The 16,294-nt window shown below is 47.2% G+C and carries 12 protein-coding genes; 1 reads left to right on the top strand and 11 read right to left on the bottom strand.

The annotated features are described in order from the left end of the window. Nucleotides 1–182: 182 nt before the first annotated feature. The 9 genes from ACTNDQ_RS07510 to ACTNDQ_RS07470 all read right to left on the bottom strand — a co-directional run bounded on the left by ACTNDQ_RS07510 (nucleotide 183) and on the right by ACTNDQ_RS07470 (nucleotide 7,342). Entirely contained in the window at nucleotides 183–2,000 is a 1,818-nt protein-coding gene (locus ACTNDQ_RS07510) for a S8 family peptidase (protein WP_278795537.1), read from the bottom strand. 104 nt (nucleotides 2,001–2,104) lie between these two features. Beyond that, the gene (locus ACTNDQ_RS07505) at nucleotides 2,105–2,875 is read right to left on the bottom strand and encodes a prolipoprotein diacylglyceryl transferase (RefSeq protein ID WP_278795538.1); all 771 of its coding nucleotides are present in this window, start codon (nucleotides 2,873–2,875) and stop codon (nucleotides 2,105–2,107) included. After that, on the bottom strand, nucleotides 2,872–3,690 hold the full coding sequence (locus ACTNDQ_RS07500) for an arginase family protein (protein ID WP_015527203.1): 819 nt from the start codon (nucleotides 3,688–3,690) through the stop codon (nucleotides 2,872–2,874). Before ACTNDQ_RS07500 ends, ACTNDQ_RS07505 begins: the two co-directional genes overlap by 4 nt. Before the next feature lie 43 nt (nucleotides 3,691–3,733). Next, the gene (locus ACTNDQ_RS07495; protein WP_215638213.1) at nucleotides 3,734–4,678 is read right to left on the bottom strand and encodes a DUF308 domain-containing protein; all 945 of its coding nucleotides are present in this window, start codon (nucleotides 4,676–4,678) and stop codon (nucleotides 3,734–3,736) included. A 168-nt stretch (nucleotides 4,679–4,846) separates the two neighbouring features. Further along, complete coding sequence (locus ACTNDQ_RS07490; protein ID WP_015527205.1) at nucleotides 4,847–5,038, bottom strand: small, acid-soluble spore protein, alpha/beta type; 192 nt, start codon at nucleotides 5,036–5,038, stop codon at nucleotides 4,847–4,849. Nucleotides 5,039–5,135: 97 nt separating this feature from the next. After that, entirely contained in the window at nucleotides 5,136–5,318 is a 183-nt protein-coding gene (locus tag ACTNDQ_RS07485) for a PspC domain-containing protein (protein ID WP_015527206.1), read from the bottom strand. A gap of 13 nt (nucleotides 5,319–5,331) precedes the next feature. Beyond that, a complete protein-coding gene (locus ACTNDQ_RS07480; RefSeq protein WP_278795540.1) occupies nucleotides 5,332–6,249 on the bottom strand; it encodes a DUF4097 family beta strand repeat-containing protein in 918 nt (305 codons plus the stop codon). Next, nucleotides 6,246–7,022, bottom strand: coding sequence for a DUF1700 domain-containing protein (locus ACTNDQ_RS07475; RefSeq protein ID WP_441064327.1), 777 nt, complete (start codon nucleotides 7,020–7,022; stop codon nucleotides 6,246–6,248). Before ACTNDQ_RS07475 ends, ACTNDQ_RS07480 begins: the two co-directional genes overlap by 4 nt. A gap of 2 nt (nucleotides 7,023–7,024) precedes the next feature. Continuing rightward, nucleotides 7,025–7,342: a PadR family transcriptional regulator gene (locus tag ACTNDQ_RS07470; protein WP_015527209.1), complete on the bottom strand. Its 318-nt coding sequence runs from the start codon at nucleotides 7,340–7,342 to the stop codon at nucleotides 7,025–7,027. Between the two features lie 256 nt (nucleotides 7,343–7,598). Here ACTNDQ_RS07470 and ACTNDQ_RS07465 point away from each other — a divergent pair, with 256 nt between their 5' ends. Continuing rightward, nucleotides 7,599–9,059, top strand: a complete 1,461-nt coding sequence (locus ACTNDQ_RS07465; RefSeq protein ID WP_441064326.1) for an RsmF rRNA methyltransferase first C-terminal domain-containing protein — start codon at nucleotides 7,599–7,601, stop codon at nucleotides 9,057–9,059. Between the two features lie 52 nt (nucleotides 9,060–9,111). Here ACTNDQ_RS07465 and addA read toward each other — a convergent pair whose 3' ends face one another. Together addA and addB are read right to left on the bottom strand one after the other, a co-directional pair. Further along, a complete protein-coding gene (gene addA / locus ACTNDQ_RS07460) occupies nucleotides 9,112–12,834 on the bottom strand; it encodes a helicase-exonuclease AddAB subunit AddA (protein WP_278795542.1) in 3,723 nt (1,240 codons plus the stop codon). Continuing rightward, complete coding sequence (gene addB / locus ACTNDQ_RS07455; RefSeq protein WP_022426590.1) at nucleotides 12,815–16,165, bottom strand: helicase-exonuclease AddAB subunit AddB; 3,351 nt, start codon at nucleotides 16,163–16,165, stop codon at nucleotides 12,815–12,817. The genes addA and addB overlap by 20 nt, the downstream gene beginning before the upstream one ends. Nucleotides 16,166–16,294 lie beyond the last annotated feature (129 nt).

Here is a 16,294-nt window from a genome sequence, read left to right as displayed (position 1 = left end):
TTCCATATATTTATAGTACACGATACAAAGTGAATTATCTATATGAATATTTTTTCCAAAATTAGTACTTTCGTATCCTTTTTTTATTTTTCCAAATGAAATATCTATGCATCTTGTGCATCTACTCTTTCCAAAGGAAATGATCTGTTTCTGCTTTTCATATTTTTCCAATTCTCATCATCTCACGTCAGCAGTTCAAAGGTATGATACAGATCCACCTTCCCGTACCCCCACTCTGGGTTAGGGTACTGCATGTTTTCTTCTCTTCTTGCGCCTCTCTGCAGATAATATTTCACGCTGCTCCCGGTAAAAAACGGCTGGTTATCCCGTATGATCGCCCATTCAAACAGAAGTGCCGCGATGCCGGCGGTCTGTGCGGCGGATATACTGGTTCCGGAGCGGGTTCCAAAGCCGCCTCGTACCAGCGGCACTTTTACGTTAACGCCAGGAGCTGCCAGATGTGGAGTGATCATGCCATCTGGCGTATAGCCTCTGCCTGCTGCAATGTAGATGCTTCCGTCACGATGCTGGTAGGCAGTTGCCGTAATGCTGTTCCTGGCGTCTCCCGGCGCTGTCACCGTGGTATAGGGGGATGGTTCCAGAAAATAGGTATCTTGTGAGATCAGCCCTTCCACAGGAAGCCATATATAGAACTGTACGTTCTGTTGTTTTCTTGCCTGGGTAAAAATTTTCCAGATACCGGACGCCGGATGGAAAAATCGGATATACACCAGGGAATATCCGGTCTGACGCTCGATCAGGATATAATTCACATACACCTTTGTTTCCACAAAAACAAATGACAGCTCCTGGGTTCTGGAACCGATGGAACTGCTGACTTCCAGTATCTCACCGGTTGGTGACTGGATGGAAAGCCCATAGATTTCCGGCGGTTCTCCCCAGAATTCCATGGTAAAGCCCTGCTCTCTTTCCGCTACACGGAGTTCTGTCACGATCTGCTCCCTTCCCTGAGAAAAAATCCCCGTACTGTGGTTTCTTGTATTTCCTTCGTTTCCTGCTGCCACAGATACGGATACCTGGGAAAAATTTGCCACATAGTCCACATACTGGCTTAACGCATTGGTCCCCAGATGCGCGCCCTGGCTGCTTCCGATCCCCAGGCAGATAGAAAGTGGCATCTTCAGCTTTTTGGCCTGGGAAATCGCAAAAGCAATGGCCATCATCACATCATTTTCCTGAAAAGCTTCTGCCTCCGGAGGATAAAGATAAAAATTCCGGAGATATTGTTTTGCCGGCTTTACCTTGATGATGATCAGGGTTGCCTCCGGCGCTGCTCCGGTAAAATTTTCTCCGGGTACCATATTTCCGGCAGCAATACCCGCCAGTGCCGTGCCATGGCCGTTGGTATCTCTGGATGGCACGATGGCAAACGGCTCCTCGGAAGCCAGTGCCCGGTCGATATCCTTTTTCCGGAATAATTTGCCATATGGAACTTCTGTATCTGCTATATCATCCCCCTCTTCCGGCAAATTATCTGCATCTCCATTTTCAGCTTCCAACTCCCTCCCAGACTGATTTTGTTCTTCCTCTTCTATGGACTGATCCCATAAATAAGCGATTCTGGAGCCGCCTGCATTTCGAAACACTTCATTCTGATAATCAATCCCCGAATCGATCACCGCCACCGCAGTACCTTTTCCACGCAGCTTCAGATAGGGGTGATCGTGCAGCCTGTTGATTCCTGATTCCCCTGCTGCCTCCATATCCATGTAGGTATAGCATTTCGGGATCGAATTATAGGAGGTTCCCGTGACCTCGATCTCTCCCATACTTTCCAGCGGAACATAAAGAACCCCGAAAATTTCATTGATCGCCCGAAAAGATGTCCCCGGAAAAAGTTCCATAGTATCCCGGACATTCTGCATATATTTCACGATAAAATCCCCGAAGCGCTGACTCTGTGCCGGATTTTCCGTCTGCGCTCCGGGGATCTTATCCTCTGTTTTCATATTTGGTTCAAAATCTTCTTTTCTGAGCATGACATGCCTGCTTTCGCCTTTTTCATAGATGTATGCAGCGAAAACCTGTCCTTATACCACTATTGTCCAACTTTTTCCTGATACATGAGACTTCCCTGATCCGTTTAAACACTGCTCTTGCTGTCTCTTTTTTTCCTGATCAGTATCAGCAGCACGATCCCCGCAATCCCTGTAAAAATACTGATAAACTGGGAAGTCGACAAAATCCCCACACTTCCACGGATAATATCCCCACGGAAAAACTCGATCACAAACCGCCCAATGCTATAAAAGATCAGATAACAGGCAGTGACCTGACCATCTTCTTTTTTGTTCCGTGCGATCAGCAACAACAGAAGAAAATGCAGAAAATCCAGTCCGCCGGAATACAACTGCGTCGGGATCAGCGCCACGTGATTGGGCGCATATTCGGAATTCTGAAATATCACAGAAAAAACACTCTCTGTCTCTTTTCCATAACAGCAGCCCGCCAGGAAACATCCGATCCGTCCAAATCCCTGGGCCAGTGCCACAGATGGCAGGATCACATCCGCGTATTTAAAAAATACAAGCTTTCTGATCCTGCAATACAGAAGCCCCGTCAGTATCCCGCCGATGATACCGCCAAACACCACAAAACCGGAGCTTAAAGTTTCCATTATAAATCCCGGATCCTGAACAATTGATTTCCACTCTGTGATCCAGAAGAGAAGCTTTGCACAGAAAAATCCACCCACCAGGCACCACAGGATCATTGGAAAGATCTGTTCACTGTCAAGCTTCTGTTTTCCGGCTCTGTATTCTGCAGTCAGGCAGCCTGCCAAAATTCCAATGGCGATCATCAGACCATAACCGTATACCGTAAATGGCCCGATGGTAAGAAGTTCATTTTTCATCGGTTTCCTCCTGTTATCTCATTCTTATTTCCGTCATGATCTTCGCTCCCGTATGCGGACAGAAAACACTCCAGCAATGTAGCATTGGCCCGGTCATTCAAGGCGCTGTTTCCAGATTCTGCTACATCACATTCACCACAGATATCCACGCCCAGGATTCCCTCTGCACATATTTCTCTGACTCTCTTCAGACATTCCAGCATCGTATCCAGGCGCATATCCCCCTGGCTCCAGTTCGTGTCCGCATCATCCTTGCAGAGAACATCTTTATCCACAGAAATGTACAGCGGCAGCTTTCCCACATGCTTGCTTACAAACGCACACACCTGCGCCTCTTCCATTTCCAGAAGCTTCTCTCTGCTCAAGAATTCCACCTTTTCCTGAATCTCCGATTCCACTCTGGAAAAAGCTTCCTCATCCGGGCCGATCAGGATCACCCTTTTAAGCAATGGAAGTTCCATAACAGAATCGTAGATCCATCCTCCGCAGGAAAGCAGACCTCCGAATGCCGGCGGCTGCATATCCGTGTGATTGTCAAATACAAGAAGCGAGAAAGGCTCCGATATCTTTTCCAGCCAGATCCTTGTCATATAGTGATAGTTTCCGGAATCAATAAAATGGATTCCTCCGGAAGAATAAGGGGCAATACGGCTGCGAATGGCATTCATCGCATCCTCATCACAGTAGCAGTTGGTTCCGGGAATGTCCCTGGCCTCCACCCGGGATACTTCTTTTCCCCTCCAGAACTGCTGATCCTCATATATTCCGGAAAAATCCATCATCAGTATCTTTATATTTTTATCTGTATTTTTCATGTGCACATCTTACCACGGAATGGCAGATGATGCAAGAGAAGGGTCAGTCCTTCCACTCTTCCAGTTCTTCATCGGAACCGTCCAGAAGATCCTTCAGGCTGCCGGTTTCCGCCTGGTCTTTGCCTACAGCCCAGAGCTTCATCTCCACATTCTCCGGTTCTTTTTCCCATCGGGAATTCTTCTGCTTTTGCTCTTCTTCCGGTTCTGTGGATTCTTCTGTCTCTTTTCTGTCCGCAGAATATCCGTCTGCATCCTGCGCCAGCATAGCCGCTGTAGTCTCTGCTGTAGTTTCTGTTGGATATTCTGTTTCCTTCCCACTCTGCTGCTCACTCGGCGCATTTTCATCCTGGGTTCTTGTATCATTTGGCACATCCATATCTGCCGTTTCATTTACAGCATCTGAACTGTCTGCACCAGAATCTTCCTTCTCTGTCTCCGCCTTTTTTGCGATCTTTCGAAGCCCCAGCTTCATAATAATATAGAATACGATATCCGCAGCTCCGTCACACACCAGCACCCAGCCGGAAAAGATCAGCAGAGTCATGATCTTCGGAAATCTTCCAAACAGCATCACGATTCCAAGTGCAATGAAAACAAGACTTCCGATCAGAAGCACGCTCCATGCGCCGTTTCCTCCTTTTTTCAGAAGGAAGGCTCCTTTAAACTTCCACAGACTATCAACCAGTACAAATGCGCTGAGCATCCATGGAAGCAGTTTGATCACGATGGACGGTGTCATAAAAAGAAACACCCCCAGCACAAAAACAACCACACCACTTAGAAGATCCATGATCGTAGCTTTCGCTTTTCCACGTATGTAAATATAGATATGATAAATGCCAGCTCCGATGAGGATCAGCCCGAATACTACTTTGCAGATCACGTCCACCGTCTGCGTGGGGATCAGGATCAGGCAAAGTCCCAGCAGTATATAAAATACTGAGGAGATGATCTCACCCTTTAGAATGTTGTTGATTTTTTCACCCATGTTCCTTCATACCTCCTCTGTTATTCCAACAGTATAGCTCTTTTCCACTGGTCAGTCCACCCTGAACCGTCAAAAAAATTTCTTTTTTCCAGAAAAATATTCTTATAATTCAATACAGCCCGAAGGACTTTTCCGGCGTCATTTCGCCTTGTTCCTTCAGGCTGTATTTTACTTTTTATGTTTCTTCTTTTTTGTCATAAGACCACCGATCCGTCCGGTTTCTTTTGCAGAAAGGCTTTTCCACCCGTCTTTGATCACTTTATCCAGAACTCCCATCTCATCGGCAATCTCGTATTTCAGTTTTTCCGCCTGGGAAAGCTTTCCCTCAAGATATGCTTTTACTTCTTTCTCCCTGTTCATCTTCCACACTCCTCATCTTTTTTATGGAGTATGGACAATTTCCGGATAAATTATGCATTCTGAAAAATATGTCCGTCCTTTATGGGTACTGTCATTTTTAATCCGGGATAATGATCGCCGCAATGATATACGCCAGGATTCCGGCTCCGCCCATCAGCGTGATGATCACCCATACCAGTCGGACAAGAGTCGGATCGATATTAAAGTATTCCGCAATTCCGCCGCAGACACCACATAACATACGGTTTACTGATGATTTGTATAGTTTTTTGTTACTCATAATGCTTCCTCCTTTAGTCTTCTTCAAATTCAACCTGAACGTTTCCCATTCCGCAATCCAGTTTTATATTTTTCGTGGCACCTTCATTTGTGATCTGTTTATTTCCGGAAGTAATGGATGTTTCCAGAGAATCATCCACCTCCAGATTTCCAAGACCACATTTCAGCTCATAATTATACTCAGCAGCTTTTCCTGTAAGTGTAAGCTCCATATCTCCCATACCACAGCTTCCTTTTAAATTCTCCACCTGAAGTTCACTGATGTCAGCAGTTCCCACTCCGACTGTAAAATCTGCTTCCTTTATATCCAGGCTGCCGGAATTTTCAATGGTTCCGGCCCCCACATTTACTTCCATCTGCTCCGCTTTAAAATCACCATCCAGTTCGATGGTTCCGGCTCCCATCTGAAGTTTTATCTTCTGAAAGCTTAAGTTTTCCGGGCAAAAAATTTCTATGGAACGGTTTCTCACTTTTTGATTGCTTGCAATTCTCAGACTACCGTTGTTATTGCTGATCTGAATGCGATTGTGATCCTTCCCTGAAACTTTCACCTGGACTTTATCCTCATTCCATGTTTTCAAAACCAGTTCTTCGTATCTCAGATCACAGAAAAGGTCTGACACAGCCGAGGCCTCATATACTTTCGTATATGCGGAACTGTCTGCACTGTCTGCCAGAACGCCCTTCTCAGTTACCGCGCTCTCTGCAGCTGCCTGAAAATCGTCCTCCTGCTCATCCATATCTTCCTCGGAATCTTCCACTTCCCAGCTGTCTTCATGATCCAGAACACGAAGCACCTGCGTGATTCCATGATCCAGAACACTCACATCTCCCATAGTCGCTCCCATGGCAGCTCCGCCGGCAGTAAGTCCCAGGCCTGCCACACCGAATACTGCTGCAAGGATCAGAATTACCTTCAGAAAACGTTTCATACTTTTTCCTCCTTTCTTCCATTCAGGAGATTGCTGCAGAATACCGTAAATTTCCGCAGGATCGCAGGCAATATCTTACCTGTAAACCACACCGTCAGTAACAGTAACAAAAGTCCAAATGCCATCATCAGGCATCCGATACCGATAGTCAGGATCCCGGCCGGCGGAAGAGACACCGTCATGGCAATCCCAACAACAATGCACGCAGCTGCACCGATCACAAGGATGATCGATCCCGCTCCTGCAAAAAATGTCAGCAGGAAAGGCAGCAATGCCAGTGTCACCAAAATCCCCAGTACTCCGCCAAATAATCCTTTTATCAGAGGAGCCGCAAAAACAAGAACGATCAGCGCAAGAATGATTCCTGCCTTATTCTGCTTTTTCTCTGCGTGATAGCCGCGCTGGGCACGTCTTTTCCTGCGGTCTTCGAAATTTTCTGTATTTCCCGTATCACGATGGGCCTCTCCCTGTCCATTTCCGTATACGGTTACTTCTGTATAATGGTCCGGCATTTCCCCGTTCTCTTTCACACGAGTATCCTGATATCCGTTCTCTGTGTATTCCCCGTAATCTTCACTGTTCTCCTGAAGATCTGCCTTAATGATCGCAGCAACCTTCCCCGGATTTCCCAGTTCCCGGATCACTTCTCCTTCATTCTCAGGACCTGCATCATCAAAATATCCTTCATAATATTCCAGTGCTTCCTGTCTCTCTGCCTCTGAAATATCGGAAAGCAGCCGTTCAAGCTGTTCCATAAACTGCTTTCTGTTCATAATCAAACTCCCTCCTCAAACATCCTGGTGATCTTGGATGAATAGATCTCCCATTCACTTCTGTAAAGATTCAGCTGCGCTGCGCCCTTATCTGTCAGCTTATAATATTTCCGGTTTCTGCCTGCATATTCCATATTGTAGGCTTCCAGACATTCATCCTTCTGAAGCCTGCGAAGGACCGGATACAGCGTAGATTCTGAAACCTCCAGAACACTTCGCACATCCTGGGTGATCTTGTACCCGTAGGTACCGTCCTTCTCTCTGGAAATAACAGCCAGGACGATCGCATCCAGGAGGGCTGCTCCTGTATTAAATACCATCTGCTCACCTCTCTATGACCTGTAAAACGGACATTCACATTCCGTCTTACTACATGCTGATGAACGCGATCACTTCACGATCCAACGCTCACATGATAAGTCATGTAATATTGTTCTGTGAATAATACTATATATCGTATAATATAGTTTTGTCAATAGTATTTAGAAAAATCCCTCTATACTTTATAATATTTTTCGGAAACCACTCTTTTCACACAATATCCGAAAGAGTCAAGTTTATATTATGGAGGAAATTATGACAGATTCAGATAAAATACAGACATTACCGCTTCCTTTTCTGGAGCGTATGAAAGAAATGCTGGGAGATGATTATGATGCTTTCCTGAAAAGCTACAAAAATCCCCGCACCTACGGTCTACGTGTAAACACCGCCAAGCTCTCCTGCCAGGATTTTCAGGCGCTTTCCCCTTTCCCTATCCGGCCGATCCCGTGGATCAATACCGGATACTTCTACGAGGAGGAAAGCCGCCCTGCACGATGTCCTTACTACCAGGCGGGTCTTTATTATCTCCAGGAACCAAGTGCCATGACACCGGCTTCCAGGCTTCCCATCGAACCTGGAGATTTTGTCCTGGACCTCTGCGCAGCTCCCGGAGGAAAAGCCACCGCCCTTGGTGCAGCCTTAAATGACACCGGATTTCTCCTTGCCAACGATATCAGTACTTCCAGAGCCAGAGCCCTTCTTAGGAATCTGGAGCTTTTTGGCATGAAAAATATGCTCGTCACCGACGAAAAGCCCGCCAAACTTGCCCAGCGTTTTCCTGCTTTCTTCAATAAGATCCTTCTGGACGCTCCATGCTCCGGGGAAGGCATGTTCCGAAAAGAGGAAGCCCTTGCCCACGACTGGACACCGGAAAAATCCGCAGAGCTTTCTGATATCCAGAAAGACCTGGTCTTAAAAGCTGCCGATATGCTCCGTCCGGGCGGAATGCTGCTTTATTCCACCTGCACTTTTTCCCCATGTGAAGACGAAGAAGTGGTAGCCTATCTTCTCAGACAACGCCCGGATATGGAACTTATGGAAATGCCAGGATATGAAGGCTTCTCCAGCGGCCGCCCGGAATATGCCGGCACAGCAGACACTTCCGATTCCGAAATCGCGTTAAGCTTAAATGCATTTAATCCGGAAGAACTTCAAAAATGCGTCCGAATCTTTCCACACAAAATGGATGGCGAAGGTCATTTTCTCGCCCTGTTCCGCAAAAAAGGTGACTCTCTTCCACCCATTTTCCGCTTTTCCGCAAAAGGACCGGACAAAAATACCCGGAAATGGCTGGAGGAATTTTTCTCTGAGATCGGCCTGAAAACCATTGGCGGTCAGGAATTTGACTGGAACCGTGTGGAAGTCCGCAAAGATAAAGTATACTATCAGCTGCCCTTCCCACTGGATCTCCGCGGAATCTCCTTTCTTCGAAACGGCCTCTACCTGGGTGATCTGAAGAAAAACCGTTTTGAGCCGTCTCAGCCTCTGGCGCTGGCGCTTCACAAAGGAGATGTGGAAGCAGTTATCTCTCTGCCGGTTTCTGATGAGCGGCTTACCCGTTATCTGAAAGGCGAAACTCTTATGATCGAGCCGGAAGAGGCCGCTCACAAAAAAGGCTGGCACCTTCTCTGTGTGGACGGTTATCCTCTCGGCTTCGGAAAGCTTGTAAACGGGATCCTGAAAAACAAATATCCTGCTGGCTGGAGAGTGTAATCTCTCCGCCGCAGGATATCTGCCCACATTAACATATCATTTCATTTTCAGATCAGAGACTGAACGCTTCTCCAAGAGTAAACGAATAAATATACCGTTCCTTCACCTTCCGGCCTGTCATCCGTTCCAGCGCCTGGGCGTAATCCTCCAGCTGTACATGATAACGGTCGATCAGCTTCTGTTCTTCTCCACGTCTCACAAAGTCCGTTTTATAATCCACCAGAACGATTTCTTCATCCTCTATAAAATACGCATCAATGATTCCCTGTACCAGAACATTTTCCTCACACTGCCACTGCGGATCGAGCTCCGAAGCTTTTCTTGCGATCACAAAAGGCTGCTCCCGGAACAGAAGTCTCTTCTCTGAAGCTGCTTTCATCCGCTGTCCGAGATGTGTTTCCACAAAATTCCAGATATCCTTTACCCGGACCGACTCAGCCTCTTTTCTTTCCATCTTCCTGGCGTCAACCCATTCTCTCAGCTGTCTGCGGATCTCATCCCTGTTTGCTGTCTTCTGATAGTCCAGGCATTCCATTACACGATGATAAGCCGTTCCACGAAGTGCCCCTGTATACCCTTCCTCTTTCTTCTCCTCGATAAATCGGGGAACCAGCGGCTGGATCTCTTCTTCCGTCTCATAATCCACCGTTTCTTCCAGATCCTGCTCACTGTGGTAGCTTCGCTTTTTCAGTTCTGATACACTCACCTTCACAGGAAGATCTTCCAGATATTGATAGGGATATACAAAGGAAAAACGTCTCTGGATCTCCTCCCGGATCTCACTGTCAAAAACTCTGCCCGGATTCCAGTTCTCCAGTGTTTCCTTCTTCATTTCCCGCTCTGCCTGTTCCATAACCTCACTTTCTGTCAGTTCCCGTGCTGTGACCCGTGTAACTTTGAATTCTGCCGGATCATTGTACAGAGGATTTGCGGTATTCATAAAGATGCCATATTCATGAAATAATGGTGCCATGCAGCGATGCCTTGCCAGTGCCGGAAGCACATAATCCCAGTAAGTCTTCCCGCCAAGCCTTCTTCCCAGAGAAAGCAATGGTTCCTCACTGTCCCTTAATGCGGACAATTCCCCCAATTCCGGATGCAGGGCTCCAATGGTTCCACTGAGGATCAGTTTTTCCTTTGCACGTGTAAGCGCTACATAAAGTACCCTCAGCTCCTCTCCGAGGCTTTCCATCAGGAGCGCTCTCCGTATGATCTGCCTGCAAAGGGATGGAGCGATGATCCTCTTCTCCGGCAGGATCGCATCCGCACCGATTCCCAGCTCCGGATGGATCAGGATACTTGCGTTCATATCCCGGAAATTAAAGCGTTTTCCCATTCCTGCTGCAAACACTACCGGAAACTCCAGTCCCTTGCTCTTATGGATCGTCATGATCTGTACTGCACTTTCCCCGGTTCCGGAAAGATTTACCTCCCCATAATCCACCTGATACTGCTGAAGCTTCTGGATATATCTTACAAAATTAAAAAGGCCTCGATAGCTTGTCTTCTCATATTCCATTGCCTTTTCCACAAGCATGTTCAGGTTTGCATTCCTCTGTTCACCATTTGGCATTGCCTTTGCATGGTCTCCATATCCGGTACGTGCAAGTACCTCCAGGATCAGCTGATGGACCGGCGTGTAAGCCGCTTTATCACGAAGTGTATTCATGGTGTCCATAAAACAGGACAGCTTCTCTCCAAGGATTTTTTTGTTTTCCTCAAAGCTCCCATGCTTTCTGTAGTCCTCCACAAACCTGCACACACATTCATAGATCATTCCTTCCGGATATGCGATCCGAAGCTCAGCCAGCTCTTCTGTAGTACATCCAACGATCGGTGAACGAAGTACGCCGGTCATGGGAATATCCTGCAGCGGATTATCCAGGATCCGGAGATAATTCAGCAGTGTCACAACCTCTGTTGCAGAAAAATATCCGGTTCTGGAGGCCGTATATACCGGTATCCCTCTTGCACTCAAAACCTCCCCGAAGGTTTCAGCCCAGCCTGAAGCAGATCGGAGCAGGATCACGATATCTCCATATTGAAGAGGTCGATACTCTCCCGTTTCCTTATCCAGCACCCGTTCATGCCCTACCATAGATCGGATCCTTCCTGCAATGGCAAGGGCCTCCAGCTCTCTCTCATTCTCCGTTACTTCTTCATCCTCCTCTTCCAGCAGCGGACTGTATTTATCCACAAGAAGGATCTCTGTTTTTACAAATTCCTGATCCTGGCCTTCCGGAAAAGAAGCTCCGGGATACAGAGCTGCCGCCTCGTCGTAAGCAATCCCTCCCAGATCTTCCCCCATGATCTGCCGGAAAATAAAGTTGACACTTTCAAGGACTTCCGGTCTGCTTCGGAAATTTTTGTGCAGGTCGATCCGCTGTTCCGGACTGTCTTCCAGTGAATATCTCTTATATTTTTCCATGAACAGTTCCGGACGGGCCAGACGAAAACGGTAGATGCTCTGCTTTACATCTCCTACCATAAAGATATTTTTGCGTTCATTGACCCAGCCGGAAACTGTCTGCATCAGGATCTCCTGGACCAGATTACTGTCCTGATACTCATCCAGCAGGACCTCATCATATTTTTCAGAAAGCTCTCTTGCCGCCTGGCTGGGCACATAGGTTTCTCCTTCCTTTTTCAGAAGGATGTCCAGGGCAAAATGTTCCATATCTGAAAAATCCAGAACATTTTTTTCACGCTTCTTTGCCTGGAAACGTTCTGCAAAATCCTTTGTCAGCTTTACCAGCATCTCCAGCGGTGGTGCAGATGCTTCTGTCAGTTCCGTCAGCTCAGCCAGATTTCCGTAAAAATATCGGATTCCCAGTTCCTTCAGATTATCTTTTGCATCTTCGCGAAGAGCTTTTACCAGATTTTTCAGCTGCTCCGATACTCCCTCCATTTTTTTTGAGGAAAGTCTTGCAAACTTCAGATTCCGGAGATTCTGCGCTATCTCATCATAATCCCTTTTAACGGACAGTTGTTTTAACTGCCGGATCAGTATCATATCTTTTTCCAGAGCCTCCAGATAAAGCTCCGGTCCATCCTGGAGCTGACAGGTCTTCATTGCGGTTTCTGTAAGCTCTTCCGCTTCTTTCAGTGCACAATCTGCAGCCTCCCACAGATATCGGAACCATCGCGTTCCCTCAAGACCTTTTTCCGGATCCAGATGATAATTCTCCACACAGCTGTCCAGCCATTTTTCGGGCCATGGATTACTCATCGCAGCATTATAAAGCTCTAGCACATGTTCTTTCAGTCCTTCATCCGTTTTTCCTGGCGCATAGCATTCCACAAATGCAGTAAAATCTGCCTTTCTTTCTGCATAATGATCTTCAAAAAGCTCCTTCAGCACATCTTCCTGCAAAAGTTTCAGTTCACCCTCATCTGCAGTCCGGTAACCCGGATCCAGTCCGATCAGATGAAAATAATTTCGGATCACATAGGCGCAAAAGCCGTCAATGGTAGTGATCTGTGCCGTATGGATCAACGTCATCTGTCTCTGCAGATGCTCATTATCCGGATCTTCAGCCAGTGCCTGATCCAGTCCACGTTCGATACGTTCCCGCATCTCTCCCGCTGCCGCCCTTGTAAATGTCATGATCAGAAGGCGGTCAATGTCCACCGGTTTCAAAGGATTCATGATCTTACTTAAGATTCTCTGCACCAGCACTGCAGTTTTACCAGAACCGGCTGCTGCGCTGACCAGAATATTCCGGTCCCGGAGCGTGATGACCTTTTTCTGCTCTTCAGTCCATTTCACTGCCATTCTCTTCCTCTCCCTTCATGATTTTTTTCCACAGTGCATCTTCTTCTATGGACGACAGCCTGTGAAACTCATATCCCGGTATCTTCCTGTCGAAGCCGCACACAGTAAGATACGGACAATATGTGCAGGCATTCTTTTTTCCAAGTTCATAGGGTTCCACTGCCGCATTTCCATCCAGGATCGATTCCCTGATGTCACAGATCTTTCTCCGCACATACGCTCCCAGAGCATCAAACTGCTTCCTTGAGGCAACAGAAGATCTTTTGCTGAAGCTTCCGTCCCGGTTCAGGGATACCGGTATGGAGGCCATAGTGCTGTCGATTTTGGTACTCATATTATCATCTGCCTGTACAAGCCCGTTCATTTTCATTTTCTTCAGCATCTGCTCATTGATGCTTTCCATATCCGCATGGATCTTCTCCTGTATCATAGGATCCTTCACATTATAATAAAACACACCGGCCGGAACGATCTCGCGATCCGGATACTTCCGTTTTTCCACCTGTAATGCTCCATCCAGATAGACCATCAGCTGAAGCTGAAGGCCATGATACAACGCCAGCAGATCAAACGAAGTATTTCCGGTTTTATAATCGATCACCTTCACATAGACCCGGTTGTTCTCCGGCTCTTCCATGATATCCACACGGTCGATCCTTCCGCCCTGAAACCTCACCTCAAATCCTTCCGGCCGGAATGCTCCATGCTTCAGCTGTTCCTGCAAAGCCCATACGGTACGCCGCAAAATACGTCTGGTCCGTTCGATCATATATTCATTTCTCGCACTGCTTTTAAGGATCGTATTTCCGTAATCTGCGGAAACCTGATCCAGACAGCTGTCTATGATACGGTTTCGCTCTTCCTCCGTAAGCTCTGCCCAGTCCAGTCCCTCTTTTCGGACTTCCGCTGCAAATTTTTCCAGTGCCATATGCATGACATTTCCCATATCCATAGCCCGGAACTCATACTCTGCACGTTCTGTAACCTTCAGGCCATACTGCAGAAAATGTGCAAATGCACAGGCCGCAAAACGCTCCAGCCGGGTAGCACTGTACGGGGAAATTTCTCCATAGAGGATCTTTGCCACTGTTTTTCCGATCTTGTCTGACGGTCGTTCTGAAAAAGATGCCTCTGTAAGTTTTTTTACAAGGATCCGGTATTCCGGGCTCTGAAGATACCAGCTGTACAGTTCCTGGAAGACCGCATTATCCTGGTAAGCTTCTCCTGCAAGCCCTCTCAGGAAATAATCCAGGCTGATTCCCGGAAGCTCCAGTAATTCCATAGGTTCCTGCATATCTCCGCACTGCCGGATCTCCATTTCCGGAAACATCTCCCGGATATTACTGACAAGAAAGGCCGGACTCAGGGCTTTTCCCTGGCTGTCAGACTGACAGAAGGACAGACAGAGCAGTTCTCTTGGCTTGGTCATGTTCAGATACAGATAAAATCGCTGCATGTTCATCAGTTCCTTGGGCCCCGGTGCAAGCTGGATCCCCTGATCTTTAAAAAATTCTCTGTCAATCTCCGTAAGCATTCCTCCACCGGATGTATTCTTCGGAATATTCCCTTCATTTACTCCCACAAAAAACAGTGCACGGATATCCTTCAGCCTGGTTCTCTCCATATCTCCCACAAGTACCTGGTCCATACTTGGCGGGATCAGAGCCACCTTGGCCTGGTTCAGTCCTGTTTCCAGAAGCTGACGGAAATCCTGGCGGTTCACGGTTTCCTCTCCAAGGATCTCCACCATATTATCCAGAAGTTCCATAACAATTCCGTAGATCTGGGCATATTCCTTTTCCATGGCCTTGTCGCCCTGTTCCTTGAATTTCAGTTCCTGATGCTTCAGTTTCTGCTGCACCTGGCTCCGCACTGCAAACTCGTAGAGAAAAGTACAGTATTCCCGCACCGTCTTTTTCCCACCTTTAAAGCTTAGCGCAAGCTCTCTGGTCTCATCTGCGAACCGCTGCCGGATCTCATTAAGCCTCTGAATGCTTTCCGGCGGCATTCCCCGGTAAATACGCACCCACACTTCATCCCATTTCTTAAATCCACGGATACCAAGAGCCAGCACATAATTCTCCAGAAGGTCTGCTTCCTCCCTGGTCACACAGGACATTCCGCACCGGAGATACCGGAATACACTCTCATAGGAAAAATCCTGCACTGCCATCTCAAGTGCTGCCCGGAAATATTCTACAAACGGATTCATCAGGACCGTGTGCTTCTCATCAATGAAATACGGGATCCCTGCTGCTGTAAATACCTGCTTTGCAAGATTTCCATACTCCTCCAGATTACCTGTGATCACGGCGATCTCACCGTAACGGCAGCCCTTTTCCCTTACAAGTCTGGCGATCCGGCGGGCAGCTTCTTCCATTTCCTTCTGCGGGTTCACTGCCGAAAACATGCAGATCTCATCCTGCGCTTTTTTATATATATTTTTTCGGTAACGGAAGATATTTTTTTCAAGGAAATGAAGGGCAGGTGCCTGGGAAAAGCGGGATTTTCCCACATCCTTCAAAAGAACCGGTGTCTCGATCTCCCTGGTCAGCTCCGAAAGCCCGTGGATCATCTGACGGCTCATATAAAAAAGCTGATAAGGTTTTCCCCTCATGCTCAGATTCTCATCCGCATCCATGGTCACCGTTACCATCACCTTCTCACAGACAGCAAGAAGTTCTCCCACAACACGCATCTGAATAGGCGTAAAACCGGTGTAACCATCCAGAAGGAGTACACTGTTTTTCATTTTTTCAGAAAACGGAAGAGCTTTTTCCAGCGCATCCATTACTTCTTCTCCTGTCATATAATGATCCTTCAGATATCCGGTAAATGCCTGGTAAAGAACAGCTACGTCTTTCAGCTTCATCTGAAGTAACGCTCTGTCACCGGAATCCTCGATCATCTCCTGGATCTCACTGTCCCGGATATCGTACTGCATAAACTCCGACAGGATAGACTTCACTTCATCCAGGTATCCCGCTTTACGCATCTGACCTCCCAGATAGGAAAGCTCCTTTCCATGCTGCTGTACCATCTTCTGCAACACCATACTCTTACCGGTTTCTTCCAGAAGGATGCGGCTGTCTCCTCCAACTTCCTCCAGAACACGGTATGCAAGACGCTCAAAGCTCAGGATATCAATATTCAGGATTCCCCTGCCCGGACTCATCTCCACCAGTGTCTTCTGAGTCTGCATGGTAAACTGCTCCGGCACGATCACATAAAAAAGCTTCTCAGGATGCAGCCCCGCCTGTTCTATGATATTCTGATAAGCATAACAGGATTTTCCGCTTCCGGAACTTCCTATGATAAACTGTAATGACATCTTCATCCTCCCGATCACTTGCAGATTTTCAGTCATTCCGGCGCCATCCTGCGCCTGAAGTATTCCTATCATACCACAAATTCTGCTCCTATAGAACGGTCGTTCTCTATATTCTGAAATATCTGCCTG

The organism is Blautia massiliensis (ex Liu et al. 2021) (genome assembly GCF_052064225.1).
Taxonomy (GTDB): Bacteria; Bacillota; Clostridia; order Lachnospirales; family Lachnospiraceae; genus Blautia_A; species Blautia_A fusiformis.
The sequence above is the reverse complement of the archived record's forward strand: the minus strand, read 5'-3'. Positions and strand labels throughout refer to the sequence as shown.

Bases quoted from the DNA above. Each gene is read 5' to 3' on its own strand.
- ACTNDQ_RS07510 (WP_278795537.1), bottom strand. From the start codon at position 2,000: ATGCTCAGAAAAGAAGATTTTGAACCAAATATGAAAACAGAGGATAAG.
- ACTNDQ_RS07505 (WP_278795538.1), bottom strand. From the start codon at position 2,875: ATGAAAAATGAACTTCTTACCATCGGGCCATTTACGGTATACGGTTAT.
- ACTNDQ_RS07500 (WP_015527203.1), bottom strand. From the start codon at position 3,690: ATGAAAAATACAGATAAAAATATAAAGATACTGATGATGGATTTTTCC.
- ACTNDQ_RS07495 (WP_215638213.1), bottom strand. From the start codon at position 4,678: ATGGGTGAAAAAATCAACAACATTCTAAAGGGTGAGATCATCTCCTCA.
- ACTNDQ_RS07490 (WP_015527205.1), bottom strand. From the start codon at position 5,038: ATGAACAGGGAGAAAGAAGTAAAAGCATATCTTGAGGGAAAGCTTTCC.
- ACTNDQ_RS07485 (WP_015527206.1), bottom strand. From the start codon at position 5,318: ATGAGTAACAAAAAACTATACAAATCATCAGTAAACCGTATGTTATGT.
- ACTNDQ_RS07480 (WP_278795540.1), bottom strand. From the start codon at position 6,249: ATGAAACGTTTTCTGAAGGTAATTCTGATCCTTGCAGCAGTATTCGGT.
- ACTNDQ_RS07475 (WP_441064327.1), bottom strand. From the start codon at position 7,022: ATGAACAGAAAGCAGTTTATGGAACAGCTTGAACGGCTGCTTTCCGAT.
- ACTNDQ_RS07470 (WP_015527209.1), bottom strand. From the start codon at position 7,342: ATGGTATTTAATACAGGAGCAGCCCTCCTGGATGCGATCGTCCTGGCT.
- ACTNDQ_RS07465 (WP_441064326.1), top strand. From the start codon at position 7,599: ATGACAGATTCAGATAAAATACAGACATTACCGCTTCCTTTTCTGGAG.
- addA (WP_278795542.1), bottom strand. From the start codon at position 12,834: ATGGCAGTGAAATGGACTGAAGAGCAGAAAAAGGTCATCACGCTCCGG.
- addB (WP_022426590.1), bottom strand. From the start codon at position 16,165: ATGTCATTACAGTTTATCATAGGAAGTTCCGGAAGCGGAAAATCCTGT.